Source organism: Phenylobacterium deserti (assembly GCF_003254705.1).
GTDB lineage: Bacteria > Pseudomonadota > Alphaproteobacteria > Caulobacterales > Caulobacteraceae > Phenylobacterium > Phenylobacterium deserti.
The window spans coordinates 1,125,963-1,149,457 of sequence record NZ_QFYR01000001.1; the positions used below are offsets into that span (position 1 = coordinate 1,125,963).

At 68.8% G+C, this 23,495-nt stretch carries 29 protein-coding genes; 15 read left to right on the plus strand and 14 right to left on the minus strand.

Going from position 1 to position 23,495, the window contains the following annotated elements; all coding sequences use genetic code 11:
- The first annotated feature begins 32 nt into the window (after positions 1-32).
- A complete protein-coding gene (locus DJ018_RS05625; protein WP_111513872.1) occupies positions 33-941 on the plus strand; it encodes a hydrogen peroxide-inducible genes activator in 909 nt (302 codons plus the stop codon).
- A gap of 203 nt (positions 942-1,144) precedes the next feature.
- Here DJ018_RS05625 and DJ018_RS05630 read toward each other — a convergent pair whose 3' ends face one another.
- Complete coding sequence (locus tag DJ018_RS05630; protein WP_205853712.1) at positions 1,145-3,181, minus strand: transglycosylase domain-containing protein; 2,037 nt, start codon at positions 3,179-3,181, stop codon at positions 1,145-1,147.
- A gap of 64 nt (positions 3,182-3,245) precedes the next feature.
- The gene (gene pncA, locus DJ018_RS05635; RefSeq protein ID WP_111513873.1) at positions 3,246-3,875 is read right to left on the minus strand and encodes a bifunctional nicotinamidase/pyrazinamidase; all 630 of its coding nucleotides are present in this window, start codon (positions 3,873-3,875) and stop codon (positions 3,246-3,248) included.
- 116 nt (positions 3,876-3,991) lie between these two features.
- On the opposite strand from pncA, the gene dapF reads away from it, so the two are divergent.
- The 3 genes from dapF to DJ018_RS05650 are packed head-to-tail and all read left to right on the plus strand — an operon-like array spanning position 3,992 to position 6,539.
- Positions 3,992-4,813, plus strand: coding sequence for a diaminopimelate epimerase (gene dapF, locus DJ018_RS05640; RefSeq protein WP_165842803.1), 822 nt, complete (start codon positions 3,992-3,994; stop codon positions 4,811-4,813).
- Positions 4,810-6,090, plus strand: coding sequence for a tRNA (N(6)-L-threonylcarbamoyladenosine(37)-C(2))-methylthiotransferase MtaB (gene mtaB, locus DJ018_RS05645; protein WP_111513875.1), 1,281 nt, complete (start codon positions 4,810-4,812; stop codon positions 6,088-6,090). The genes dapF and mtaB overlap by 4 nt, the downstream gene beginning before the upstream one ends.
- A complete protein-coding gene (locus tag DJ018_RS05650) occupies positions 6,087-6,539 on the plus strand; it encodes a GFA family protein (protein ID WP_205853713.1) in 453 nt (150 codons plus the stop codon). Before mtaB ends, DJ018_RS05650 begins: the two co-directional genes overlap by 4 nt.
- Here the strand turns inward: DJ018_RS05650 and DJ018_RS05655 are convergent.
- Positions 6,536-7,180 (minus strand): trimeric intracellular cation channel family protein, encoded by a 645-nt coding sequence (locus DJ018_RS05655; protein ID WP_111513877.1) that lies wholly within the window; start codon positions 7,178-7,180, stop codon positions 6,536-6,538. The two genes, DJ018_RS05650 and DJ018_RS05655, sit on opposite strands and share 4 nt — an antisense overlap.
- A gap of 59 nt (positions 7,181-7,239) precedes the next feature.
- Between DJ018_RS05655 and ftsY the strand changes: the two genes are divergently transcribed.
- From ftsY to DJ018_RS05670, 3 genes are all read left to right on the plus strand, one after another.
- Positions 7,240-8,184, plus strand: a complete 945-nt coding sequence (ftsY, locus tag DJ018_RS05660) for a signal recognition particle-docking protein FtsY (protein WP_111513878.1) — start codon at positions 7,240-7,242, stop codon at positions 8,182-8,184.
- Positions 8,181-8,762: an inner membrane-spanning protein YciB gene (locus DJ018_RS05665; RefSeq protein ID WP_111513879.1), complete on the plus strand. Its 582-nt coding sequence runs from the start codon at positions 8,181-8,183 to the stop codon at positions 8,760-8,762. Before ftsY ends, DJ018_RS05665 begins: the two co-directional genes overlap by 4 nt.
- 87 nt (positions 8,763-8,849) lie before the next feature.
- A complete protein-coding gene (locus DJ018_RS05670) occupies positions 8,850-9,416 on the plus strand; it encodes a MarR family winged helix-turn-helix transcriptional regulator (RefSeq protein ID WP_111513880.1) in 567 nt (188 codons plus the stop codon).
- Here the strand turns inward: DJ018_RS05670 and DJ018_RS05675 are convergent.
- The 8 genes from DJ018_RS05675 to ccmA all read right to left on the minus strand — a co-directional run bounded on the left by DJ018_RS05675 (position 9,413) and on the right by ccmA (position 13,383).
- Positions 9,413-9,619 (minus strand): hypothetical protein, encoded by a 207-nt coding sequence (locus DJ018_RS05675; protein WP_111513881.1) that lies wholly within the window; start codon positions 9,617-9,619, stop codon positions 9,413-9,415. The genes DJ018_RS05670 and DJ018_RS05675 overlap by 4 nt on opposite strands.
- A 112-nt stretch (positions 9,620-9,731) precedes the next feature.
- Entirely contained in the window at positions 9,732-9,995 is a 264-nt protein-coding gene (locus DJ018_RS05680) for a hypothetical protein (protein ID WP_111513882.1), read from the minus strand.
- Between the two features lie 52 nt (positions 9,996-10,047).
- Complete coding sequence (locus DJ018_RS05685; RefSeq protein WP_111513883.1) at positions 10,048-10,563, minus strand: DsbE family thiol:disulfide interchange protein; 516 nt, start codon at positions 10,561-10,563, stop codon at positions 10,048-10,050.
- Complete coding sequence (gene ccmD, locus DJ018_RS05690; RefSeq protein WP_165842804.1) at positions 10,560-10,706, minus strand: heme exporter protein CcmD; 147 nt, start codon at positions 10,704-10,706, stop codon at positions 10,560-10,562. Before ccmD ends, DJ018_RS05685 begins: the two co-directional genes overlap by 4 nt.
- Positions 10,706-11,434 (minus strand): heme ABC transporter permease, encoded by a 729-nt coding sequence (locus tag DJ018_RS05695; protein ID WP_111513884.1) that lies wholly within the window; start codon positions 11,432-11,434, stop codon positions 10,706-10,708. The genes ccmD and DJ018_RS05695 overlap by 1 nt, the downstream gene beginning before the upstream one ends.
- A gap of 116 nt (positions 11,435-11,550) precedes the next feature.
- A complete protein-coding gene (locus DJ018_RS05700; RefSeq protein WP_111513885.1) occupies positions 11,551-12,042 on the minus strand; it encodes a Spy/CpxP family protein refolding chaperone in 492 nt (163 codons plus the stop codon).
- A gap of 76 nt (positions 12,043-12,118) precedes the next feature.
- A complete protein-coding gene (gene ccmB / locus DJ018_RS05705) occupies positions 12,119-12,784 on the minus strand; it encodes a heme exporter protein CcmB (RefSeq protein WP_111513886.1) in 666 nt (221 codons plus the stop codon).
- Positions 12,781-13,383, minus strand: coding sequence for a heme ABC exporter ATP-binding protein CcmA (gene ccmA, locus DJ018_RS05710; protein ID WP_111513887.1), 603 nt, complete (start codon positions 13,381-13,383; stop codon positions 12,781-12,783). The genes ccmB and ccmA overlap by 4 nt, the downstream gene beginning before the upstream one ends.
- Before the next feature lie 199 nt (positions 13,384-13,582).
- Between ccmA and acnA the strand changes: the two genes are divergently transcribed.
- From acnA to DJ018_RS05725, 3 genes are all read left to right on the plus strand, one after another.
- The gene (gene acnA / locus DJ018_RS05715; RefSeq protein WP_111513888.1) at positions 13,583-16,273 is read left to right on the plus strand and encodes an aconitate hydratase AcnA; all 2,691 of its coding nucleotides are present in this window, start codon (positions 13,583-13,585) and stop codon (positions 16,271-16,273) included.
- A 98-nt stretch (positions 16,274-16,371) separates the two neighbouring features.
- Complete coding sequence (locus DJ018_RS05720) at positions 16,372-17,067, plus strand: DUF1223 domain-containing protein (RefSeq protein ID WP_111513889.1); 696 nt, start codon at positions 16,372-16,374, stop codon at positions 17,065-17,067.
- 315 nt (positions 17,068-17,382) lie between these two features.
- Positions 17,383-17,718, plus strand: a complete 336-nt coding sequence (locus DJ018_RS05725; protein WP_111513890.1) for a DUF2794 domain-containing protein — start codon at positions 17,383-17,385, stop codon at positions 17,716-17,718.
- A gap of 63 nt (positions 17,719-17,781) precedes the next feature.
- On the opposite strand, the gene DJ018_RS05730 is transcribed toward DJ018_RS05725, so the two are convergent.
- Complete coding sequence (locus DJ018_RS05730; RefSeq protein WP_111513891.1) at positions 17,782-18,549, minus strand: Bax inhibitor-1/YccA family protein; 768 nt, start codon at positions 18,547-18,549, stop codon at positions 17,782-17,784.
- Positions 18,550-18,721: 172 nt separating this feature from the next.
- Here DJ018_RS05730 and DJ018_RS05735 point away from each other — a divergent pair, with 172 nt between their 5' ends.
- Together DJ018_RS05735 and thpR are read left to right on the plus strand one after the other, a co-directional pair.
- A complete protein-coding gene (locus tag DJ018_RS05735) occupies positions 18,722-19,366 on the plus strand; it encodes an arylesterase (RefSeq protein ID WP_111513892.1) in 645 nt (214 codons plus the stop codon).
- A 9-nt stretch (positions 19,367-19,375) separates the two neighbouring features.
- The gene (gene thpR, locus DJ018_RS05740) at positions 19,376-19,912 is read left to right on the plus strand and encodes an RNA 2',3'-cyclic phosphodiesterase (RefSeq protein ID WP_111513893.1); all 537 of its coding nucleotides are present in this window, start codon (positions 19,376-19,378) and stop codon (positions 19,910-19,912) included.
- Positions 19,913-19,916: 4 nt separating this feature from the next.
- On the opposite strand, the gene DJ018_RS05745 is transcribed toward thpR, so the two are convergent.
- Positions 19,917-20,300: a DUF2237 family protein gene (locus DJ018_RS05745; protein WP_111513894.1), complete on the minus strand. Its 384-nt coding sequence runs from the start codon at positions 20,298-20,300 to the stop codon at positions 19,917-19,919.
- Between the two features lie 60 nt (positions 20,301-20,360).
- Between DJ018_RS05745 and DJ018_RS05750 the strand changes: the two genes are divergently transcribed.
- Positions 20,361-21,230 (plus strand): HpcH/HpaI aldolase/citrate lyase family protein, encoded by an 870-nt coding sequence (locus DJ018_RS05750; RefSeq protein ID WP_111513895.1) that lies wholly within the window; start codon positions 20,361-20,363, stop codon positions 21,228-21,230.
- Positions 21,227-21,886, plus strand: coding sequence for a hypothetical protein (locus tag DJ018_RS05755; RefSeq protein ID WP_133254223.1), 660 nt, complete (start codon positions 21,227-21,229; stop codon positions 21,884-21,886). Before DJ018_RS05750 ends, DJ018_RS05755 begins: the two co-directional genes overlap by 4 nt.
- Here the strand turns inward: DJ018_RS05755 and DJ018_RS05760 are convergent.
- Positions 21,883-22,302, minus strand: coding sequence for an HIT domain-containing protein (locus DJ018_RS05760; RefSeq protein WP_111513897.1), 420 nt, complete (start codon positions 22,300-22,302; stop codon positions 21,883-21,885). The genes DJ018_RS05755 and DJ018_RS05760 overlap by 4 nt on opposite strands.
- A gap of 147 nt (positions 22,303-22,449) precedes the next feature.
- On the opposite strand from DJ018_RS05760, the gene DJ018_RS05765 reads away from it, so the two are divergent.
- The gene (locus DJ018_RS05765; RefSeq protein ID WP_111513898.1) at positions 22,450-23,436 is read left to right on the plus strand and encodes a malate dehydrogenase; all 987 of its coding nucleotides are present in this window, start codon (positions 22,450-22,452) and stop codon (positions 23,434-23,436) included.
- Positions 23,437-23,495: the final 59 nt, after the last annotated feature.

Genomic DNA, 23,495 nt, shown 5'->3' on the forward strand with positions numbered 1-23,495 from the left:
TCCCGATAGATCGCCTCCATATCTGGACCAGCATGCTCCCAACCCTTCGACAGCTCCAGTACCTCAAGCTCCTCGCCCAGCACGGCAGCTTCGGCCGCGCCGCCGAGGCCGCCCACGTCACCCAGCCCACCCTGTCGGCCGGCATCCAGGAGCTGGAGCGCACGCTCGGCGCCGCGGTGGTCGATCGGGCGCGCTCGGGCGTGATCCTCACCGCCGTCGGCGAGGAGGCCCTGCGCCGCGCCACCGTCATCCTCAACGAGGCCGAGGAGCTGGTGGAGGCGGCCAAGAACGCCGGCCAGCCGCTGACCGGCCGCTTCCGCCTGGGCGTCATTCCGACGATCGCGCCCTTTTTGCTGCCCCGCGCCCTCCCGGCCCTGCGCGAGCGCTTCCCCAAGCTGCGGCTGTTCCTGCGCGAGGACCTGACCCAGCGGCTGATCTCGGCGCTCAAGGCCGGCCAGCTGGACGCGGCCCTGATCGCGCGGCCCTACGACATGCACGGTCTTAACTGGGCCCATGTGGCTGACGATGAGCTTTTGGCCGCCATGCCCGCCGGCCACCGGCTGGCCAGCCAGGCCTCGGCCAGTCCCGAGGACATGGAGGCCGAAGGCCTGATCCTGCTGGAGGACGGCCATTGCCTGCGCGAGCACGCCCTGGCCGCCTGTGGATTGAAGCCGCAGAAGACCGCTCCCGACGAGGAGGCCTTCGCCGCCACCTCCCTGCCGACCCTGGTGCAGATGGTGGGATCGGGCCTCGGCGTGACCTTCCTGCCGCGCATGGCCGTTCAGGCGGGCTTGGCGGAAGCCGCTCCCATCACCGTGCGGCCGATCTCGGCCGAGCACCCGGCGCGCGAAGTGGTGGTCGCCTGGCGCGCCGGCTCCAACCGCGGCGTCGAGGGCAAGCTGCTCGCCGAAACGCTCAAGAGCGTGCAGGGCGTCGGCTGAAAACCCGCCGCCCCGCGCCCTGCGTCATGGTGACGCTTGCTGCAAATGACACTTTTGCTGCACCCGTCGAATCCGGCACAAATCGGGTGTGCCTCGGTTCGTATGGGCTCAGCACGGCCCAGGATCCTAACGCGAACCGGCCGCCCTGCCTCAGCGGCGGTAAGGGGAAACCCGGCTGAGGCTTTTCATTTTTCTCTTGCGCGTCAAAATCCTGGCGCGGGCTCCGGCTCCGGGTCTGCCGGCTCGTCCACCGCTGGCGTCTCCAGCGGCTCGGGCCGAATCTGCGGCGGGGGCGGCGCGGCTGGCAGCTCCAGCGGCTGCGGCGGCGCGATCGGCAGGGGCTCCGGTCCGCTCTCACCCTCTTCGAAGGTCGCGTTCGGGTCCGGCAACTCCAGCGGCTCGATAGCTTCCAGGTCGATCAGCGGCGACTGCTCGAACGTCTGCTCGGTCTCCACCGGCTCGCGCAGGTCGGCCCGCTTCATGCCCACCTGCATGAAATCGCGCCAGATGATCGCCGGGATCGAGCCGCCGGTGACCTTGCGCATCGGGGTGTTGTCGTCGTTGCCGACCCATACCCCCACTACCATGTCGCCGGCGAAGCCGACGAACCAGGCGTCGCGGTAGTCCTGGCTGGTGCCGGTCTTGCCGACCACCTGCGGGCCGAGGTTGGCGCCCGTCCCGGTGCCCCGCTCGACCACCTCGCGCAGAAGCACCTTCAGCTCCTCCTGCTCGCGCGAGCTCAGCCGGTGAGCGGGCCGCTCGGGCGGCTGGTTCAGCATGCCGCGCGGGACCACCGGCCCGCCGCCGTTGGCGATGGCCGCGTAGGCGCTGGTCAGCTCCAGCAGGCTCATGGTCCCGGTGCCCAGGGCCAGGGTGGCGTCGTTCGGCAGTGGCGAGGTGACCCCCAGGTCCCGGGCCGCGGCTGCCACCCGCGAGACGCCCACCTGCTGGATCAGTCGGGCCGCGGCCACGTTGCTGGACCGCGCAAAGGCGTCGCGCAGCGGCACCGGCCGTCCGGCGTAGCGGCCCTCGTGGTTCTCGGGGCTCCAGCCGCCGATGGTCACCGGCGCATCCAGCACCGCGGTGTCCGGCGTCATGCCCGACCGCAGCGCGGCCAGGTAGACGAAGGTCTTGAAGGCCGAGCCCGGCTGCCGCTCCGCCTGGACCGCGCGGTTGAACTGGCTCTGCCGATAGTCACTGCCGCCCACCATGGCGACCACCCGGCCGTCGGCTCGCATGGCGACCAGCGCGGCCTGCGTCACGCCCATGCCCCGGGCCGCCGCCAGGCCGCGCCGCACCGCCTGCTGCGCCTGCAGCTGCAGCTGGCTGTCCAGGGTGGTCCAGACCGTCACCTCGCCGAAGGCGCGGTTGTAGGCCTGCCGCACCTGCGGACTGATCCAGTCGGCGAAGTAGGAGCCGACCGGCAGGCTGGCGCGGCCTTCGCGGACCTTCACCTGGCGGGCCGCCTGCTGCGCCTGGGCCGGCGTGATCTTGCCCTGCTCGACCAGGGCGGCGAGCACCACCCGCATCCGCCGCCGCGCCGCCTCCTCATCGTTGGTCGGGGCCAGCCGCGTTGGCGCCTTGACCAGACCGGCCAGCATGGAGGCCTCGCCGACCGTCAGCTGCTCGGGCGCCTTGTCGAAGTAGTGCCGCGCCGCCGCCCGCAGGCCGAACACGCCGTCGCCGAAGTAGACGGTCGACAGGTAGCGCGACAGGATCTCGGGCTTGCTCAGCCGCAGCTCGAGATAGAGGGCGATGATCGCTTCCTGCGCCTTCCGGCGGAAGCTGCGCTTGTTCGACAGGAAGGCGTTCTTGGCCAGCTGCTGGGTGATGGTCGATCCGCCCTGCCGGACCTCGCCGGCCCGCAGGTTCGCGCCCACGGCCCGGAAGATGGAGCGCAGGTCCAGGCCCATGTGCTGGTAGAATCGGCGGTCCTCGATCGCCACGAACGGCTCGGTGACCTGCGCCGGCAGCTTGGTCGCGTCCACCGGCGCCTCCTTGTAGGAGCCGCGGCGAGAGAACGGCTTGCCGTCCGCGGTGACCAGCACCAGCGTCGGCGTCGGCAAGGGCTCCAGCGCGCGGTGCACCGGAACCGCCCAGCTCAGCCAGACCAGCAGCAGCACCAGCAGGCTCGCGGCGCCGATCGCCACCTGCACCCGCCGCCGCGCGTACCACGGACGCGGCTCCGCCCCGGGTGCTTCGGTCGGGTCGGCGGGCTGGCCGGTGAACACCGCGGTCATGGCGACTCACAAATGAGGAACTGCGGGGACCACAACGGCGAGCGGCTCGTCCGGTTCGCGGCCTTCAGCTCAGTTCAAGCGTGCTGACCCCTAGGTTGCGGAACGACTCCCAAGTCGCGGCCAGGGACCCGTTCAGGTCGATCGCTCGACAGGCCTGCGGCAGGACGTGAGCCTCGAAGCCCTCGGCCACTGCGTCCTCGGCCGAGAACCGCACGCAGAAGTCCAGCGCCAGGCCCACGAACCAGCAGCGCCGGAGGTTCCGCTCCCGCAGGTACCCGGCCAGGCCGGTGGCGGTCACCTTGTCGTTCTCGAAGAAGGCCGAGTAGCTGTCCACGCCGGGATTGTAGCCCTTGCGAATGATGAGCTCGGCTTTCGGCACGTGCAGGGCGGGATGGAACTCGGCGCCGGGCGTGCCCTGCACGCAGTGGTCGGGCCACAGGACTTGCTCCCCGTAGCCCACGGTCGTGGTGCTGAACGGCGCGGCGCCCGAATGGTTGGAGGCGAAGGACACCTGCGTCAGCGGATGCCAGTCCTGGGTGATCACCACGTGCCGGAAGTCGTGGGCGATGCGGTTGATCAGCGGCATCACCTCATCGCCGCCGGGCACCGCCAGCGCGCCGCCCGGGCAGAAGTCGACCTGGGGGTCGATGATCACCAGGACGTCGTGGTCGTCGATCTCGAACGGCTTCGGCATGGCGGCTCCAATGGTGCGATGAATGCCCTGCCGCCAAGCCAGTTGCCCGGTCTGCGGCGATGTCGAAGCGGCCTCGGCGTGCCTTGTGCGCCGTTTGCGCCTATATGTCCGCGACCATGAGCCGTCCGTTCCTGAAGATGAACGGGCTCGGCAACGACTTCGTCGTGGTCGAGACCCGCTCCGCGCCCTTCACACCCACCGCTGAAGAGGTGCGCGCCATCGCCGATCGTGCGAGCGGAGTCGGCTGCGACCAGCTGATCGCCATCGACGCGGCGCCGAACGCCGACGCCTTTGTGCGGTTCTGGAACGCCGACGGCGAGGAGGTCTCTGCTTGCGGCAACGGCACGCGATGCGCCGGCTGGCTGCTGATGCAGTCGAGCGGCAAGGACGAGGTGGTGATCGAAACCGAGGCCGGCCGCCTCGTCGCCCGCCGCGCCGGCGAGCGGCTGGTCAGCGTGGACATGGGCGAGCCGCGGCTCGCCTGGGAGCAGATCCCGCTCGCGAAGGCGCACGACACAGACGCGCTGGACGTGCTGCTCTACGACCACGCAGACCTGATGGTCCCGCCGGGCTGTGTGTCGATGGGCAATCCGCACGTGGTCTTCTTCGTCCCCGACATCGAGCAGGCGCCGGTCGCCGAAGCGGGCCCGGCCGTCGAGAAGCACCCGCTGTTCCCCGAGCACGTGAACGTCGGCTTCGCCCAAATCCTGGGGCGTGATCGCATCCGCTTGCGGGTGTTCGAGCGCGGGGCAGGGCTGACGAAGGCCTGCGGCACTGGCGCCTGCGCCGCCCTGGTCGCGGCTGCCCGTCGGGGCCTAACCGACCGGTCCGCCACCTTGGTCCTCGATGGCGGCGAGCTGTTCATCGAGTGGGGGGCTGACGGCCGCGTGATCATGACGGGGCCCGCCGCCGTCGACTTCCAGGGCGAGCTTCCGTGAGCAAGCCGGACGTCGATATCGTCACCTTCGGCTGCCGGCTGAACGCTTACGAAAGCGAGGTCATCCGCAAGCGGGCCACCGAAGACGGGCTGACGGATGCGGTGGTCTTCAACACCTGCGCGGTGACGGGCGAGGCCGTGCGCCAGGCGCGCCAGGCGATCCGCAAGGCGCGGCGGGAACGCCCGGGCGCCAAGTTGATCGTCACGGGCTGCGCGGCGCAGATCGACCCCGCCGCCTTCGCGGGCATGACCGAGGTCGACCTCGTGCTGGGCAACGCCGAGAAGAGCCAGGCCGGCGCTTACAAGCCGCTTGCGCCCGACGCCGAGCCCGTGCGTGTCCGGGTCAACGACATCATGAGCGTGCGTGAGACCGCCGGCCATCTGATCGATGGCTTGAAGGACCGGGCCCGCGCGTTCGTGGAAGTGCAGAACGGCTGCGATCACCGCTGCACCTTCTGCGTGATCCCATATGGCCGCGGCAACTCCCGCTCCGCCGCCGCCGGCGAGGTCGTCGAGCAGGTTCGCCGGCTCGCCGCGCAGGGCTACCAGGAGGTGGTGCTCACCGGCGTGGACGTGACCAGCTGGGGCGCCGACCTGCCGGGCCAGCCGACGCTTGGACAGTTGGTGTCGCGCATCTTGAAGCTCGTGCCGGAACTTCCACGCCTGCGCCTGTCCTCCATCGACGCGGCGGAGATCGATCCGGACCTGATGCGTTGCCTGGCCGAGGAGCCGAGGCTGATGCCCTATCTGCATCTCAGCCTGCAGGCCGGCGACGACATGATCCTGAAGCGGATGAAGCGGCGGCACAGCCGCGCCGACGCGCTGCGGCTGGTGCGCGAAGTGCGTGCCGTGCGGCCCGACACGGCCTTTGGCGCGGACCTGATCGCCGGTTTCCCGACAGAAACCGAGGAGATGTTCGCCAACACTCTCGCCCTGGTGGAGGAGGCGGACCTGGCCTTCCTGCACGTCTTTCCGTTCAGCCCCCGCCCCGGAACGCCGGCGGCACGCATGCCGCAGCTGCCCCGGCAGGTGGTCAAGGAACGTGCGGCGCGCCTGCGTCAGGCGGGCGAGGCGGCGCTTCAACGGCATCTTGACCGGCAGGTCGGCCGCACGCTCTCGGCGCTGGTGGAGCGGGACGGCGTGGCGCGCGCCGAGGACTTCACGGAGATCGCCTTCGACGGCGGGGCGCCGGTGGGCGGCGTGGTCGCTCTGCAGGTGACGGGTCACGACGGCAAGCGCGTGCTGGCGCAGCTCCGTGTGCTGGAAGCTGCCGAGTGAGCCGCTCTGGCGGATGCCAATGCGGCGCCGTCCGCTTTCGGGTGGAAGGCGAGCTCGGGCGGGCGAGCATCTGCCACTGCCGCATGTGCCAGAAGGCGTTCGGCGCGTTCTTCGGGCCCTATGTGGCTGTCCAGCCCCACCAGGTGACCTGGACGCGTGGCGCGCCGGCTCACTTCCAGAGCAGCAACAAGGTCCGCCGGGGGTTCTGTCCGGCTTGCGGCACTCAGCTCACCTTTGAGGGCACTGAGGCGGATGCGCCCTGGTTCGACCTCGCGATCGGAGCGTTCGACCAACCGCAAGCCATTCGGCCGACAGTGCAGCTCGGGCTCGAGGGCAAGCTGCCCTACGTTGACGAGCTTGCGAGCCTGCGTGAGCAGAAGCTGGATGACGCCGCCGTTGGCTACTACGCCAGTGTCGTATCCCACCAGCACCCGGACCACGACACCTAAGGGGTTTCGGACGGCGGCTCCGGCGGCGTGCGGCCGGGGAAGCCCGGCAAGGTCCAGCGAAACAGAATGGCCCCCGCACGCACGCCGAAGGCAGTTGCAAATCCGGCGGAGCCCGCGATCGCGGGTGCGATCCCAATCTGGTGCAGCCCGACGAACACGACGGCGCCGGCAAGGGCTGCGGTGACGTAGATCTCGCGCCGCAGCAGGATCGACGGCTGTTCGGCCAGCACGTCGCGGATGATGCCGCCGAAAGTCGAGGTCATGATCCCCATGACGATGGCGGAAAGCGGCGGCGCTCCCAGGCTGAGCGCCTTGAGCGCGCCCACCACCGTGTAAGCGGCCATCCCGAGGGCATCGAGCCAGTTCAGCACCCGCTCGCGGCCCTGACCCCATCCTACGAACCAGATCACGATGGCGGCCACGACGCACGCCACCAAATAGGTCGGTCGTCCGACCCAGAAGACGGGGGCGTCGATCAGCACGTCGCGCAAGGTGCCGCCCCCGACGCCCGTCAGAGCCGCGAAGAAGCCGAAGGTGACGATGTCATGCTTGCGGCGGGCAGCCGCCAGGGCGCCGGTCGCGCCGAATACGGCGACGGCGGCCAGATCGAGCCACAGAAGCGATGTCGCCAAGCTGAGCATGAGCGGCAATCTGCGAGGCCGCGTGACGGCGCGCAAGGAGGCGGCTAGAAGCGGCGACCATGAGCGAACCCAAACGCGGCTGGTTTCAGCGCCTGACCCAGGGGCTGTCGCGCTCGTCCAAGCAGATGGGCGAGCAGATCACCAGCGCCTTCACCGCCAAGGCCCCCCTCGACCAAGCCAAGCTCGACGAGCTGGAAGAGATGTTGATCGAGGCTGACCTCGGCCCGCACTCCGCCGCCCGCATCACCGAGCGTTTCGGGCGGGAGAAGTTCGGCAAGGCCGTCGACGAGCAGGAGATCAAGGAGAGCCTCGCCGAGGCGATCGGCGACGAGCTGTCGAGCCGGCAGGGCCGTTTCGATCCTCTCTCCGGCCCGCGGCCCTACATCGTGTTGTTCATCGGCGTGAACGGGTCGGGCAAGACGACGACCCTTGGCAAGATCGCCGCAGACCTTCGGTCAAAAGGCGCAAAGGTGCTCATCGTGGCGGGCGACACTTTCCGCGCCGCGGCCGTGGAGCAGCTCAAGGTCTGGGCCGAACGCTCCGGCGCCGACTTCATGAGCCGTCCGACCGGCTCCGATGCCGCGGGCCTTGCCTTCGACGCCATCGAACGGGCCCAACGAGAGGCCTATGACGTGGTGCTGATTGACACCGCCGGCCGCCTGCAGAACAAGCAGGGCTTGATGGACGAGCTCCTCAAGGTGATCCGCGTGATCAAGAAGCTCGATCCCGAAGCGCCGCACGAGACCCTGCTGGTGCTGGACGCCACGGTCGGCCGCAACGCCCTGGCGCAGGAGAACATCTTCGGCAACCAGATCGGCGTGTCCGGCATCGTCATGACCAAGCTGGACGGCACCGCGCGCGGCGGCGTCCTGGTGCCTGTCGCCCAGGCTTCCGACAGCCCGATCAAGCTGATCGGTGTCGGCGAAGGCATCGACGACCTGCAGCCCTTCGATCCCCGCGCGTTCGCCCGTTCTCTCGTGGGCCTCGAGGAGCCGATCCGATGAACCCGAACGCTCGCAAGTGGGTCCGCTGCTTCGTGGACTACTCCGCCCTGGCGGTGTTCATGGCGGCGTTCTTTCTGACCGACCGCGACATCCAGAAGGCCACCTGGGCGCTGGTGATCGGCTCCGCCGTCGCGCTTGGCGTCGGGCTGGCCGTGGAGCGGCGTATCGCGCCCTTTCCGGCCCTTGCGGGCGGAGCGGCTCTGGTTTTCGGCGGCCTGGCGCTGTTCTTCCACGACCCGCGGCTGCTGAAGGTCAAGCCGACGGTGATGAACCTGGTCTTCGCCGCCGTGCTGTTCGGCGGGCTGGCCCTGCGCAAGCACCCGCTCAAGCTCCTGCTGGGCGAGGCCTTCGAAATGCCGGAAGCGGCGTGGCGGAAGCTGACGCTGAACTACGGGTTGTTCTTCCTGGCGCTGGCGGTGCTGAACGAGTTCGTCTGGCGCACCCAGAGCGACTCCGTGTGGGTGCTCTTCCGCTTCCCTGGCCTGCTGCTGTTGTCGGTGGCCTTCACCATCAGCCAGGCGCCCATGCTGATGAAGTATGTGAAGGGCGAGCAGCTTCCGCCCCCGCCGACCGAGTAGCCGATCAACCGCCTACGGAGCGTCTGTCGCCAAAGCGACGCAAAACATCGCTACGCTTGAAGCCTAACCTCCCCAGGTGCGGCGAGAATGGCCAAGCAGAAGTCGGTACAGAAGAGCGGTGTGGACGGGCTGGACGGCTCGCCGAGCCATCTCCTTCAAAGGGCGACCCAAGTGGCGCTCGACCTGTTCGCTGAAGAGTTCGGCGGCGGGGGGCTGACCCAGCGCCAGTATGCCGTGCTCGCGGCAGCCGCGGAGAACGAGGGCGCCACCCAGACAGACCTCGTGCGGGTGACGGGGATCGATCGTTCCACCCTGGCCGACATGGTCAGCCGGATGATCGGCAAGGGCTTGCTGGAACGCGAACGGGCGCAGCATGACGCCCGGGCCAACGCCGTTCGCCTGACCGAGCTTGGACGATCAAGCCTGGACGCGGCGCGGCCGAAGATGGCAGCCGCCGACGCCCGACTGCTGAAACTGATTTCAGGCCGCGGTCGCCGTGACGCCTTTGCCGGACTGCTCGCCGAACTGGTCAGCGAAGCGCAGCGAAAGGCGGAGAAGCGGGAAGCGAAGCGCGCGCCCGCGCCCAAGCTCGTCCTGAGCGAGGCAGTGGAGCCCGCTAAGGAGCCGCGCAAGAAGACGAAGAAGGCGGCCTAGCCTCTCGGCGTGCGACCCGGCCAGGCCATGTTGGATGGCCTAAGGTGAGGCGAGCGAAGCCGGTCGTAGGACACTTCCGGCAGGCTGCGCATGATCACGTCCAGCATCATGCCGCCGTCCGCACGGATCGGCGGCGGCTCTCCATAGAGCTCACGCCACAAGGCGGCGGCTTCTTCGTACACCCGCTCGTCCCGCACGTTCATCGGTTCGACCCGTTCAGCATGTCGGGGCAAACTCGCCGGACGCGCGAGCTGTTCCGGGCAAAAGACAGTTAACGTGTGATAAGTTGTAAGCTGGAAAGCTGAGACTTCTGCGTCAGATGCGGATGTCGAGCAACGAGCCCGGGCGGAGCACCTTGTTCGGCGGCTCTGCGCGGGCGTCGGGCATCCGCTGTGGCCGTGAGGCCGACGCGCTGGAGGCTTGGCTCGCCATCTGGGCGGCCGCCTGAGGACGCGGGGCGGGAGCCTCGGCCTGGGTGGTCGCCATCTGGAAGAAGGCTCGCTGAGCGGCCACGCGGGCGGCGTCCGCGCGTTGAGGCGTCGGCTGAGGCTGCGGAAAACCGGGGCGGATCGTGTTCACGAAGCGCAGGCTCGCGGATCATGGTTAACGCGTCGCTAACCATGAGCGGGCCTCACCGCATCTGAGCGACCAGCCTCTGAGCGTCGGCTTCTTCAAGAGGGCCGGTGTGCTTGGCGATGATCACGCCGTCACGCCCGACCACATAGGTTTCCGGAACGCCCGTGACGCCGAACTCGACGCCGGCGCGCCCGTCGCGATCCACCAGGCGTTGGGCGAACGGATCACCAAGGCGCGTGAGGAAGCTCTGGGTGTTCTGCGGCGCGTCTTTGTAGGCGATGCCTACGACGCGGACCTGCTGGTTCCTGAGCGCGACCAGCTGCGGATGCTCGATCTCGCACGGCGCGCACCAGGAGGCGAAGAAGTTCACCAGCACCGGGCCCTGCGCCGTCAGCTCGTGGAGGCGCACAGGTCGGCCGTTGTCCAGGTCCGGCAAGGTGAGGTCGGGCATGGGCTTGCCGACCAGAGCCTGGGGCTGGACCTGAGGGTTGCGATTAAGGGCGTAGAGCCCGAACAGCGCGCCCAGCGCGACGAGCACGATCAGCGGCAGGGCTGCCAGCCAGCGCGTCACTTGCCGCTCCGGGTCTCGGCTTCGCGACGCCACCGGCGGGCATAGGCCAGCGAGGAGACGGTCAGGCCCACAAACACCAGCGCGGTGATGGCGAAGGCTGGCCAGAGGTAGGCGGCGTACTTGCCGGCGTCGAAATCGAGCATCAGCCCCTCGCGGCTCGGATGGCGGCAGCCTCGGCCCGGCGGCGCCAGACCTCGCCGCGGATGCGGACCAGCCACAGCGACCCAAAGGCCGAGGTGTAGGCCAGTCCCATCAGCAGCAGGGGCCAGAGGTAAACGGCCGACATGCTGGGCCCGTCGGCGCGGAACACCGACGCGCCCTGGTGGAGGGTGTTCCACCATTCCACGCTGTAGTGAACGATCGGAAGGTTCACGAGCCCGACCAGCGCGAGGATAGCGCCAGCGCGCGCAGCCTTCGCCTCGTCGTCCAGCGAGGCGCGCAAGGCCATGTAGGCGAGGTAGAACAGGAACAGCACCAGGACGGACGTCAGCCGCGCATCCCAAACCCACCAGGCGCCCCACATCGGACGGCCCCAAAGCGCGCCGGTGACCAGGGCCAGGAAGGTGAAAGCGGCGCCGAGCGGCGCTGCAGCCTGGGCGGCGGCGTCGGCGAGGGCGTGACGGAACACCAAGGCCAGGAAGCTCGACACGCCCAGGCAGACGTAGACGAACATGCTGAGCCAGGCGGCTGGCACGTGGATGAACATGATCCGGACCGTGTCGCCCTGCTGGTAGTCCTCAGGCGCGGCGAAGCCGAGATAAAGCCCGGCCAGCGCCAGCACGACCGCGATCGCCCCAAACATCGGCGCGGCCCAGCGCGAGAAGGCCATGAACCGCTCGGGATTGGAGAGGAAGGCGGGCGCCGGGATCATGTCTGCGGCTTAGCCCCCGGACGCCCGCCTCGCAAGCGGACGCAGGGCCGCGGCTCTGCCGCAAAGGGCCGGGCGGCGGCGCCTGCAGGAGGAGGCAGGCGCCGCGCCGGCTAAGCTCACCCCATGTGGCCGCCGCGTGGGCCGCCACCGCGCAGACCCGGGCCGCGGTGCTGCTTGCCGCGAGACTGATGCTGGGCGTCGAACGCCTTCTGCTGAGCCGGGCTCAGCTGGGCGTAGAAGCGCTTCACCGCCGCCGCGTGCTGGGCGAAGCGCTGCTGGCGCTCGACCATTCGGGCCTGCATGCGATCCAGGCGCTGCGGCGTGGTCAGGTTGCGCATCTCCCCACGATCCTGCCGCATCCGGCCGCGCTGACGCTGGGGCGTGGAGTCGGCCACGAACGCGCGCAGGGCGGGCTCCTGGTCGGCGCGCAGCTGCAGGGTGTCACGCAGGCGCTGGGCGCGACGCTCGGCCATCTGAGCCGGATCAGGTCGGCGCCAATCGCCAGCCTCGCCGCGTGGGGCGGGACCGGGCTGGGGGGCCTGCGCCATGGCGGTTCCACCCAGGCTGACCGTCAGCGCCGCCGCCAGGGCCATAGAGGTCGTCTTCATCGTCGGATCTCTCGTGTTCGTCGTCCCTTGCCCGTTTCCACGAGGCGCGAAGCGAACTCCGTCGATGACAAATTCGTCAGGACAGGGCGTTGCGGCAGGCGGCCGCCATGGCGATGGGACCCAGCGCCACCGCCGCGGCGGTGTAGGCGCACATCAGGGCGAAGCCCGCAGTCCAGGGCAGCCCGCCGGCAAAGGCGCTCAGCGCCCCGCCGCCGAAGATCACCGGCGGCACGAACAGCGGCAGGACGATCACCGCCGTCAGCAGACCGCCGCGGCGGGCGCCCAGGCTAAGCGCCGCCCCGATGCCGCCGACAAAGGCGAAGGCCAGACCGCCGATCAAGGCGCAGGCGAAGATCAGAGGCGCCAGGTGCACGGGGGCGCCCAGTCCGATGGCGGCGATGGGCGCGGCCAAGGCGAGCGGCGCGCCGGTGGCGATCCATTGGCCCAGGCACTTGGCGGCGCAGGTCAGCTCCAGCGGGGTGGGCGCGAAGGTCAGGAGATCCAAGGCGCCGTCTTCGTAGTCGCGTTCGAAAAGGCGCTCGAGGGAGAGCAGAGATGCGAGCGCCAGCGCCACCCAGGCCGCGCCCAGCGCCACGCCGGCCAGTCGATCGGCTTCCGGTCCGATGGCCAGGGGCAGCAGGGTCGCGACGCCGGCGTAGAACCCAACGCTGACCAGCGGGCCGCCGCCGCGGCCCCAGGCCAAGGTGATTTCTCGGCCCAGCAGGACGCCCAGGCGGCTCATGCCACGATCTCCAGGCTGCGGGCGGGGATCGGGAGGGGATCATGCACCGCGGCCAGGATCATGCCGCCGCCCGCTAAGTGCGACTGCATGATCTCGCCGAAGCGCAGGCGCCAGGAGGCGTCCAGCGGGCTTAAGGGCTCGTCCAGAAGCCAGAGCGGACGGGGAGCAGCGAGCGCACGCACCAGAGCCAGGCGGCGGCGTTGGCCGGCCGAAAGCCGCCGCACTTCCAGGTCGAGCAGCGGTTCAAGGGCGAGCGCCTGCGCCGCGTCGGCGGCAGAGGCGTCCGTGCCCCCGAACCAGCGGGTCCAGAACGCCAGCTCCTCCCTCGCCGTGCGGGCCGGCTTGAGCCCATCCTGGTGACCCACGAAGTGAAGACCGCCGCCGCGTGCGTCGGCTGGATCAAGGTCGCCGAAGGTGATCTGGCCCGTCGCCAGGTCGACGAGTCCCGCTACGGCGCGCAGCAGGCTGGTCTTGCCCGCCCCGTTGGCGCCGGTCAGCGCACAGGCCTGACCTGCGGCCAGCTCAAGCGACAGGCCTTCGAACAGCAAGCGGCCGCCGCGCTGGATCGCGACATCGCTCAACCGAAGTGTGCGAATCACGCGCCGACCTCGCGGAAGGCGAAGCTCGACTGTTCGCCTGCATGGACGCGCCCCGGCTGGGGGTCTATGTAGCCCGCAGCCGCCGTCGCTTTGAGGGACGTACGCCGCGCGGGGACGGACGCTGTGTGTCCGCCTCTAAAAGCGCGCGATCCGCAAAGCGGTGTCCGGGCGGCTGGGAACAGAGAGAGGATCCCCCAACATGGCGTCAGTCGACAGCCTCAAGACCCGCCGCGAACTCGTGGTGGGCGACAAGACCTACGCTTACTACAGCCTCCGCGCCGCAGAGGAAGCCGGTCTTTCCGGCATTTCGCGCCTGCCCGTCTCCATGAAGGTGCTGCTGGAAAACCTGCTGCGCCACGAAGACGGCCAGTCCGTCGGCCCCGACGACCTGAAGGCGCTGGCCGCCTGGCTGGAGAACAAGGGCGCCGTCGAGCACGAGATCAGCTACCGCCCGGCGCGGGTGCTGATGCAGGACTTCACCGGCGTTCCGGCGGTTGTGGACCTGGCCGCCATGCGCGACGCCATGACCCAGCTCGGCGCCGATCCTGAGAAGATCAACCCGCTGAACCCGGTCGACCTGGTCATCGACCACTCGGTGATGGTCGACTACTTCGGCACCAGCAAGGCCTTCGGCGAGAACGTCGAGCGCGAGTACGAGCGCAACATGGAGCGTTACCGCTTCCTGCGCTGGGGCTCCTCCGCCTTCAACAACTTCCGGGTGGTGCCCCCGGGCACCGGCATCTGCCACCAGGTGAACCTCGAGTACCTCGCCCAGACCGTCTGGACGAACGAGGAAGACGGTGCGGTCGTCGCCTATCCGGACACGCTGGTCGGCACCGACAGCCACACCACCATGGTCAACGGCCTGGCCGTTCTGGGCTGGGGCGTGGGCGGCATTGAGGCCGAAGCGGCCATGCTGGGCCAGCCGATCCCGATGCTGATCCCGGAAGTCATCGGCTTCCGCCTGGACGGCCAGCTTCCGGAAGGCGCCACCGCCACCGACCTCGTGCTCACCGTCACCCAGATGCTCCGCAAGAAGGGCGTGGTCGGCAAGTTCGTCGAGTTCTACGGCCCGGGCCTCGCCAGCATGACGCTGGAAGACCAGGCGACCATCGCCAACATGGCTCCGGAATACGGCGCGACCTGCGGCTTCTTCCCGATCACCACGGCGACCCTGGATTACCTCACCGCGACTGGCCGTGACCCCGACCGCGTGGCCCTCGTCGAGGCCTATGCCAAGGAACAGGGCATGTGGCGCGATGCGGAAGATCCGGATCCGGTGTTCACCGACACGCTCGAGCTCGATCTCGGCACGGTGGTTCCCTCGCTGGCCGGCCCGAAGCGTCCGCAGGACCGCGTGCTGCTGACCGGCGCCGCGTCGGAGTTCAAGACCGCCCTGGCCAACGACTTCGGCAAGGCGGACGCCATGGCCGAGCGCTTCAACGTCGCGGGTGAGAACTTCGACATCGGCAACGGCGACGTTGTCATCGCCGCGATCACCTCCTGCACCAACACCTCCAACCCCAGCGTCCTGATCGGCGCCGGCCTTCTGGCCAAGAAGGCGGTGGAGAAGGGCCTGCAGGTGAAGCCGTGGGTGAAGACCTCGCTGGCGCCCGGCTCGCAGGTGGTCACCGACTACCTCAAGGCCGCCGGCCTGACGAAGTACCTGGACACCCTGGGCTTCAACCTCGTCGGCTACGGCTGCACGACCTGCATCGGCAACTCCGGCCCGCTGCCCGAAGCCATCTCCGAGACGATCAGCAAGAACGACCTGGTCGCCGTCTCGGTGCTCTCGGGCAACCGGAACTTCGAAGGCCGCGTGAACCCGGACGTGCGCGCCAACTACCTGGCCTCGCCGCCGCTGGTGGTGGCCTACGCCCTGGCCGGCTCCATGCAGATCGACCTGGCCAACGAGCCGCTCGGTGAGGGCAAGGACGGCCAGCCGGTGTACCTGAAGGACATCTGGCCGACCTCGGAAGAGATCAGCGCCCTGCAGCGCAAGCACGTGACATCCAAGATGTTCGGGCAGCGCTACTCGGACGTCTTCAAGGGCGACAAGAACTGGCAGGGCATCAAGGTCGCCGGCGGCCAGACCTACGCCTGGGACACGGGCAGCACCTACGTGGCCAACCCGCCCTACTTCCAGGACATGAAGATGGAGCCGGAAGCGGTGAAGGACATCGTGGAGGCCCGGGTTCTGGGCGTCTTCGGCGACTCCATCACCACCGACCACATCTCGCCGGCCGGTTCGATCAAGGCGACGTCGCCGGCCGGGGTCTACCTGCGTGATCATCAGGTGCCGCAGTCGGAGTTCAACTCCTACGGCGCGCGTCGCGGCAACCACGAAGTGATGATGCGCGGCACCTTCGCCAACATCCGCATCCGCAACAAGATCACGCCGGATATCGAAGGCGGGGTGACCAAGCACTTCCCGTCGGCCGAGACCATGTCGATCTACGACGCGGCCATGCGCTACCAGGCCGAAGGCCGGCCGCTGGTGGTGTTCGCCGGCAAGGAGTACGGCACGGGCTCGTCCCGCGACTGGGCGGCCAAAGGCACCAAGCTCCTGGGCGTTCGCGCGGTGATCGCCGAAAGCTTCGAGCGGATCCACCGCTCGAACCTGGTGGGCATGGGCGTGCTGCCGCTGCAGTTTCTGCAGGAAGGTTGGCAGAAGCTCGGCCTGACGGGCGAGGAGATCGTCACCATCCGCGGCCTGACCGAGCTTGCGCCGCGCAAGCAGCTGATCGTCGAGCTCTACCGCCCGACGGACGGCCGCATCGCGCGCTTCCCGGTCCGTTGCCGGATCGATACGCCCACTGAGCTTGAGTACTTCAAGAACGGCGGCGTCTTGAACTACGTGCTGCGCAACCTCGCGCGGCAAGCCTCCTAAGGCGGCGGGCGGGCGGCGCGATGAAACTCGGGCCGCCCGCCCCTGCTCACGGCTTAGTGAAAGCCAAACCTCCCGAAACTTCGATTAAGTGCGCCGCGATGCGGAAAGCCGCGCTTCTCAGTCTTCTTCTGTTCGCCCTGCCAGCTGCAGCGGCCCCGAAGCCTCCGGTCGTGGTGGAGCTCTACACCGCGCAAGGCTGCGGCTCGTGCCGCGAGGCGAACGCCTTTGTGGCCAAGCTGGCCGACCGGTCGGGCGTGCTCGCCCTGACCTTCCCGGTGGACTACTGGGATTACCTCGGCTGGACCGACACCTTCGCCAAACCGGAGTTCTCCGAGCGGCAGCGCGCCTATGTGACCAAGCTTTCGCTGCGCGAGCCCTACACGCCGCAGGTGATCATTGACGGCCACACACAGGCGCCGGGTCTGCGCACCGAGCAGGTGGAGCGCCTGATCCGTGACGCTGCACGCGCGCCGCACAACCCGCCGGATGTGCGGTTCATTGGGCCGCGCCGCGTGGATGTCGGCTCCGGCCGTCCGCCCAAGGGCGGCGCTGAAGTCTGGATGATCCGTTACGATCCCCGCGAGCAGGAGATCGCCGTCCGCGGCGGCGAGAACCGCGGCCAGACTGTGATTCAGAAGAACGTGGTGCGTGAGATCGAGCGGCTGGGCGCCTGGCGGGGCCGGCCGACCGCCTATCGCCTGCCAGCTCCGCCCGATGACGGTCTTCGCACCCTCGTGCTCGTGCAGCTCCCGCGCGGCGGCCGCATCCTGGCGGCCCATCAGCCGCGGACCTGAGCCCCAAGCCAGATAAACGAAAGCCCGCGCGGCTGGAGAGTCCACGCGGGCTGACGTTTTGGGGGAGGGGTATCTCGTGTGTCGGTTGGCCAGTTCGACCGACCCAGGGGGGCTGGGGGGGCTGTTCAGGATCCGGGGCCTACCGAGCCTGTCCAACCGACACACCCTATAAACGGGCCGCATCTGGCGCTCAGGGGTCGGAAATAAGGTCATTTCGCGGCGGCTGGTGACGGTTGATCGCGCCTTGCCATCTGAGCCGGAACCCCCATCTGCGCCCCTCGCTTTCCAAGCTGGTTTGGGTTTAGGCTTTTCGCGATGGCATTTGATCCGTCCTACGTCGCGCCGCGCTCGGCAGGCGTGTTCTTCGAGCGGCGCGAGCTGGAACGGCTTTTGCGGCTGTACGGACGTATGGTGGCGGCGGGCGAGTGGCGCGACTACGCCATGGACGGCCTGTCTGACGCGGCGGTGTTCTCCGTCTTTCGCCGTACGTCAGAAGCGCCCCTCTATAAGATCGAGAAGCGCCCGGCTCTGGCCCGCAAGCAGGGGGCGTGGGCGGTGATCGGCGAGGGCGGCATGATCCTGCGCCGCGGTCATGAGCTGGAGCAGGTGCTCCGCTTCTTCGACAAGGGCCGCTTCAAGGTCATCGACTAAGCGCCCAAAGAAAAACCCCGGCGGGGGTCCGCCGGGGCTCCGATCTCTTGATCCGTTCGTCGCTTAGCGGCGGTCGCCGAAGAGACGCAGCAGGAAAGTGAACAGGTTGATGAAGTCCAGGTACAGGCTAAGAGCGCCATAGTTGGTCGCAACGCCCATAGCCGATTGGTTTCCGCCCAATTCATAGTAGGTCATCTTCAGGCGCTGCGTGTCGTAGGCGATGAGGCCTGCGAAGATCAGCACGCCGAGGACGCTGACCACGAAGTCGATCATCGGGCTGCGCAGGAACACGTTGACCAGACCAGCGAGCAGAATGCCGACCAAGCCGACCAGCAGGAAGCTGCCGAAGCCCGTTAGGTCCTTCTTTGTGGTGTAGCCAAACAGGCTAAGTGCACCGAACGCTGCGGCCGTGATCAGGAAGGTCTTGAAGATTGAGGCCCCCGTGTAAACCAGGGTGATCGCGCCGAGGCTGGCGCCGATCAGTGCCACGATCGTCCAGTAGTAGATGCCGGAGGTGCGCGGTGTGGCGTTCCGCATGCCGACTAAGCCAAACAGCATGACCGCCAGCGGACCGAATGCCACGATCCAGCCCAGGGCGGTATAGCCGACCAGCACTTCGGCACCGCTCACAGGCGACACGGCAGTCCGATAGAGCAGTTGTTGGACAGCTTCGACCTGGCCGGTCAGGTAGGCCAACGCGGCGGACAGCACGAGGCCCAGGGCCACCTTGTTGTAGACGCCGAGCATGAAGCTGCGAAGTCCCGCGTCCACCGACATGTCGGCGCGATCGGCGGGGATCGTGCGCGCGTAGCCGCGGTTAAAGTCGCTCATTTGAGGCATTGCCCTTGAGTTTCGCGTCCCGGGTGGACGCAGCCATAAATATCGTTGCAGCAAATGGCTGAAGCAAGACCTTGGCTCCGACAGCGAAGCCAAAATCGAGAGTAGCTGCCCTGCTGTCGCAGGGACTTGGGTTGCAGCCGCGGCGCACTACATCCCCTCGACCATGACGAATTTGAACTTTTCACGCCGCGCGGTGGTCGCCGCCGCTGCCGGCCTGGCGGTCGCGCCGGGGCTGGGCGGGACGGCGCAGGCCGCTGTCGCGCGCCGGGTCACGATCCTGGGAGACTCCATCACCGCAGGCTACGGCCTGCCTGCCAGCCAAGCGCTGCCCGCCATCCTGCAGGGCGAGTTGGTGCGCCTGGGCGCCTCGGCCCGTGTCGTTCCGTACGGCGTGGTGGGCGACACCACCGGCGGGGCGCTGAACCGGGTCGATCGGGCGGCGGCGGACGCCGACGTTTGCGTCGTCGCGCTGGGCGGCAACGACCTGCTGCAGGGCGCGGACCCTACCGTCGTGCGGCGCAATCTGGACGCCATTGTCCGGCGTCTTAAGGCCCGCGGCGTGACGGTGGTGCTGGCCGGCTTGCGAGTGCCGCCCCTGCTGCAGGGCAGCTATGCGGAGGCCTTCAACGGCGCGTTCGCAAGCGTTGCACGAAGCCAGGACGTACTCTTCATTCCGGACATGTTGAATGGCGTGGTGCTCAACCCCCTGCTCAACCAGCGTGACGGCGTGCACCCTAACGCCGCCGGCGTGCAGGTGATCGCCCGCCGCCTGGCTCCGGTCGTGGCGCGCGCTCTCGCCACGGCGTAAGACTTGGGCATGATCCGCCTGTTCGCCGCCGTTCCCATCCCGCAGGACATCGGCCTGGCGCTGGTCCGCCGTCAGACGGGGCTTGACGGCGCGCGCTGGCGCACCCTGGACCAGCTCCACGTGACCCTGCGCTTCTTCGGAGAGGTGAGGGAGGATGTAGCCCGTGACCTCGATGGCGAGCTGTCGGCGATCGGCGGCGGCCCGTTCGAACTGGAGCTGCAGGGCGCCGGGGCCTTCGGGGAAGGTGACGAGATCCGGGCGATCTGGGCGGGGGTGGTCGACAATCCGGCCTTGAAGCACCTGGCCCAGGCTTGCGAAAGCGCCGCCCGGCGCGTGGGCCTGAAGCCTGAAAAGCGGAACTACCGGCCCCACGTCACTCTGGCCTACCTGCGGCACGCCGATCCAGCGAAGGTCGCGGCCTGGATACAGGGCAACAACCTGCTGAGGTCGCCGCCGATGGCGGTGGAGAGCTTCGGCCTTTATTCCAGCGTCCTGGCCAAGGAAGGCGCGCACTACCGGCTGGAAGCCGAGTACCCCCTCCGCTGAGGGATCAGGCCTTGACGGCGTGGTCCTTCAGAACGCCTAGCGGAACGATCGCCAAGGTCTCCTCGTGCGTGCTTTCCAGCACCAATTTCGGCGCGGCGCCAGCGTCCAGCGCCTCCTTCCAGCGCGGCGCGCACAGGCACCAGCGGTCCCCCGGCTTCAGACCCGCAAAGCCGATCTCCGGATGCGGCGTCGACAGGTCGTTCCCCACCGAGCGGGAGTAGGCCAGGAACTCGGCGGTCATCACCGCGCACACCGTGTGCATGCCGTAGTCGTGCGGCCCGGTCTCGCAGCATCCGTTGCGGAAGAAGCCGGTCACCGGATCCATCGAGCAGGGCTTCAGCTCCCCGCCGAGCACATTGCGGGCGTCCGGGTCGTAGCGTGTGGTCATGGAGCCATCCTAGCCGCTAAGAGAGGGCGACCGCCACGTGCGAAGGAGCCCAAGATCACCATGCTCGTCCGCCCCCGGCGCAGCGCGCTCTACCTGCCGGCGACCAACGCTCGAGCGCTGGAAAAGGCCCGCACTCTGTCCTGTGACGTAGTGGTCCTGGACCTGGAGGACTCGATCGCCCCCGAGGCGAAGGCCGAAGCCAGGCTGGCCGCTTGCGAAGCCGTGCGGGCCGGCGGCTTTGGCGCTCGCGAACTGGTGGTGCGGATCAACGCCCTGGATACTCCGTGGGGCGCGGCCGATCTGGGCGCGGTGGCGGGCGCCCAGCCGGACGCCCTGCTGGTCCCGAAGCTGTCCGACCCCGAGGATCTGCCGGCCTATGCCGCCGCGCTCGGCGGCAAGACGCGGCTCTGGGGCATGATCGAGACCTGCAAGGCCGTGCTCCGGCTCGACGCTCTGGGCGCGGCGGCGGCGGCCAACCGCATGGAAGGCTGGATCCTGGGCCTAAACGACCTCGCAATGGAGATGGGCTGCCGGCCGGGCGCGGACCGGGCGCCGCTGCAGGCCGCCATGAGCCTGGCGGTGACGGCGGCTCGCGCCCACGGGCTGTTCGTGCTGGATGCGGTCTACAACGACTTCAGCGACGCCGAAGGGCTAGCCCGCGAGTGCGCACAAGGCGTCGCCTTCGGCTTCGACGGCAAGAGCCTGATCCATCCCGCGCAAATTGCGGCGGCCAACGCTGCCTTCTCGCCCGATCCTGAAGCCCTGGCCTGGGCTCGCCAGGTGGTGAGGGCGTTCGATGCGCCGGAAAGCGCCGGCCGGGGCGTTATCAAGGTAGATGGCAAGATGGTGGAGCGCCTTCACCTGGAACAGGCGCAGCGCTTGATCGCTCTCTCAGACGCCATCGCAGTGCGGGAGGGATCGCCGGAATGAGACGCGCCATCGCAATGGGAGCCCTCGTGCTTGGGGTTCTTGGGGCCGCCTCGGCTGGAGCGCAGCAGGCGCCGGTCCAGAGTGATGCGATCGGCGCCATTCTGGACGCGCCGCCTCGCAGCACCATCGCCCCGGAAGAGCCGGACACCGCGGCCGCACCGCCGGAACCAACCCCAGCGCCGATTGTCGCCGCACCGCCGCAACGACCGACCGGGCCGCCGCAGGCGACCAGACCCGTCTTTATCGAGGAGACGGGCCGCACGCCGGATCGTCCCCCGACGGTGGAGAGCCTAGCTTACGATTCCCGGATCCGCGCCTCTTTCGCCTCGGCCCAGAGCTTCCAGGGCGCCTTGGACGGCGCATGGACGCTTAGCGCGCAAGGCGAGGGCGACCTCTATGCCCTGAAGCTGGTGGACCGCGGCGACGGCGTGGTGGAAGGCGCCTGGCGCGACCTGCGCCGGAAAGGTGCGTTGAATGGATCCGGCTTTGTGGACTCGGCCGAGCGCACCAGCGCGGATGTGGTGCTGCGGTTCACGGACATGGGCGGTGCGCCTGCGACCCTGACGCTGGAGCCCGCAGCCGTGGGCTGGTCCGGCAACCTGGAGACCGGCGGCGAGCGCCGGCAGGTCAGCCTGCGCCGGGCGCCGACTCCCTAGACGCCTAGCGTCCGGCGCGCCGCGAGGGTGGCCGCCGCAAGCGCTTGCCGGTCGAACGCCTGCGCAGGGCTGTGGCCCCAAACCGGTCCCGGCCAAGCCGGATCGTCGTCTCGCCGCCCGAGAACATGCACGTGCAGCTGGCGGGTCACGTTGCCCAACTGCCCGACGTTCAGCTTCTGCACGGGCCGGGCCAGCGCCTCGCCCACCGCTCGCACAGCCTGGCCAGCCAACAGGATCTCATCCAGCAGCCGGGCGCGGTCGTCTGGCGACAGATCCTCCAGCTCCACCACGCTCGCCAGTCGGGGGATCAGCACGATCCAGGCATAGCGCGCGTCAGCCTGCAGCCGCGCATGGCAGAGCGGCAGCTCCCCGAGGCTCTCGGAGGTTGCGACGAAGGCTGGATCGAGCTCGAACATGACCGGAGGTTGAGCATGCCGCCGACCGGCGCGCCAGAGGCTGCGACCGACGTCTGTTGGCATTGCAGCATGCACGCTGACGCGGTACGGGACCGGCCGACTGCGGCGGGCCGCCGCATGCCATAACCGTCCTTTGGAGCAGTCCTCATGGCTAAGCCGCCCATCCGCGTGGCCGTCACCGGCGCCGCCGGCAACATTGGTTACGCCCTTCTCTTCCGCATCGCCTCCGGGGCCATGCTGGGTCCGGACCAGCCGGTGATCCTCCAGCTGCTCGAAATTCCGGTTGAAGGCCCGCAGAAGGCGCTGAAGGGCGTCGCCATGGAGCTGGAAGACTGCGCCTTCCCGCTATTGCAGGACATGGTCCTGACGGGCGATCCGAACGAGGCGTTCCGCGACGCCAACTGGTGCCTGCTGGTCGGCTCCAAGCCGCGCGGTCCGGGCATGGAACGCGCCGACCTCCTGAAAGATAACGGCAAGATCTTCATCGCCCAGGGCAAGGCCATCGACGAAGTGGCCGCCGACGACGCCCGCATCGCGGTCGTCGGCAACCCCTGCAACACCAACTGCATGATCGCCGCCAGCCAGGCCAAGCGCCTGACCGCCGACCGCTTCACCGCCATGGTGCGCCTGGACGAAAACCGCGGCCGGGCCCAGCTCGCGAAGAAGGCCGGCGTGTCCATCAACGACGTGTCCGAGCTGTTCATCTACGGCAACCACAGCCCGACGATGTTCGCCGACTTCACTCACGCCAAGATCGGCGGCAAGTCGGCGGCCGAGGTCATCGGCGACCAAGCCTGGCTCGAGAACGAGTACCTGCCGACGGTCGGCAAGCGCGGCGCGGCGATCATCGACGCCCGCGGCCAGAGCTCGGCGGCTTCGGCGGCCAACGCCCTGATCGACCACGTGCGAGACCTGGTCACGCCGGGCGCCGTGCACTCGGTGGCCGTGAACTCGGAAGGCCGCTACGGCTTCGCCGACGGCGTCTGGGCCGGCATGCCGGTGCGGACCACCACACCGGGCTCCTACGAAGTGGTCACCAGCTACGAGATGGACGACTTCGCCAAGTCGAAGATCAAGATCACCAACGACGAGCTCGTCGGTGAGCGCGACACCATCAAGGACATGCTCGCCTAAGGGCGGACACATCCCGAGACAAAGAGGGCCGGCGGCGCGAGCTGCCGGCCCTTTTCTCT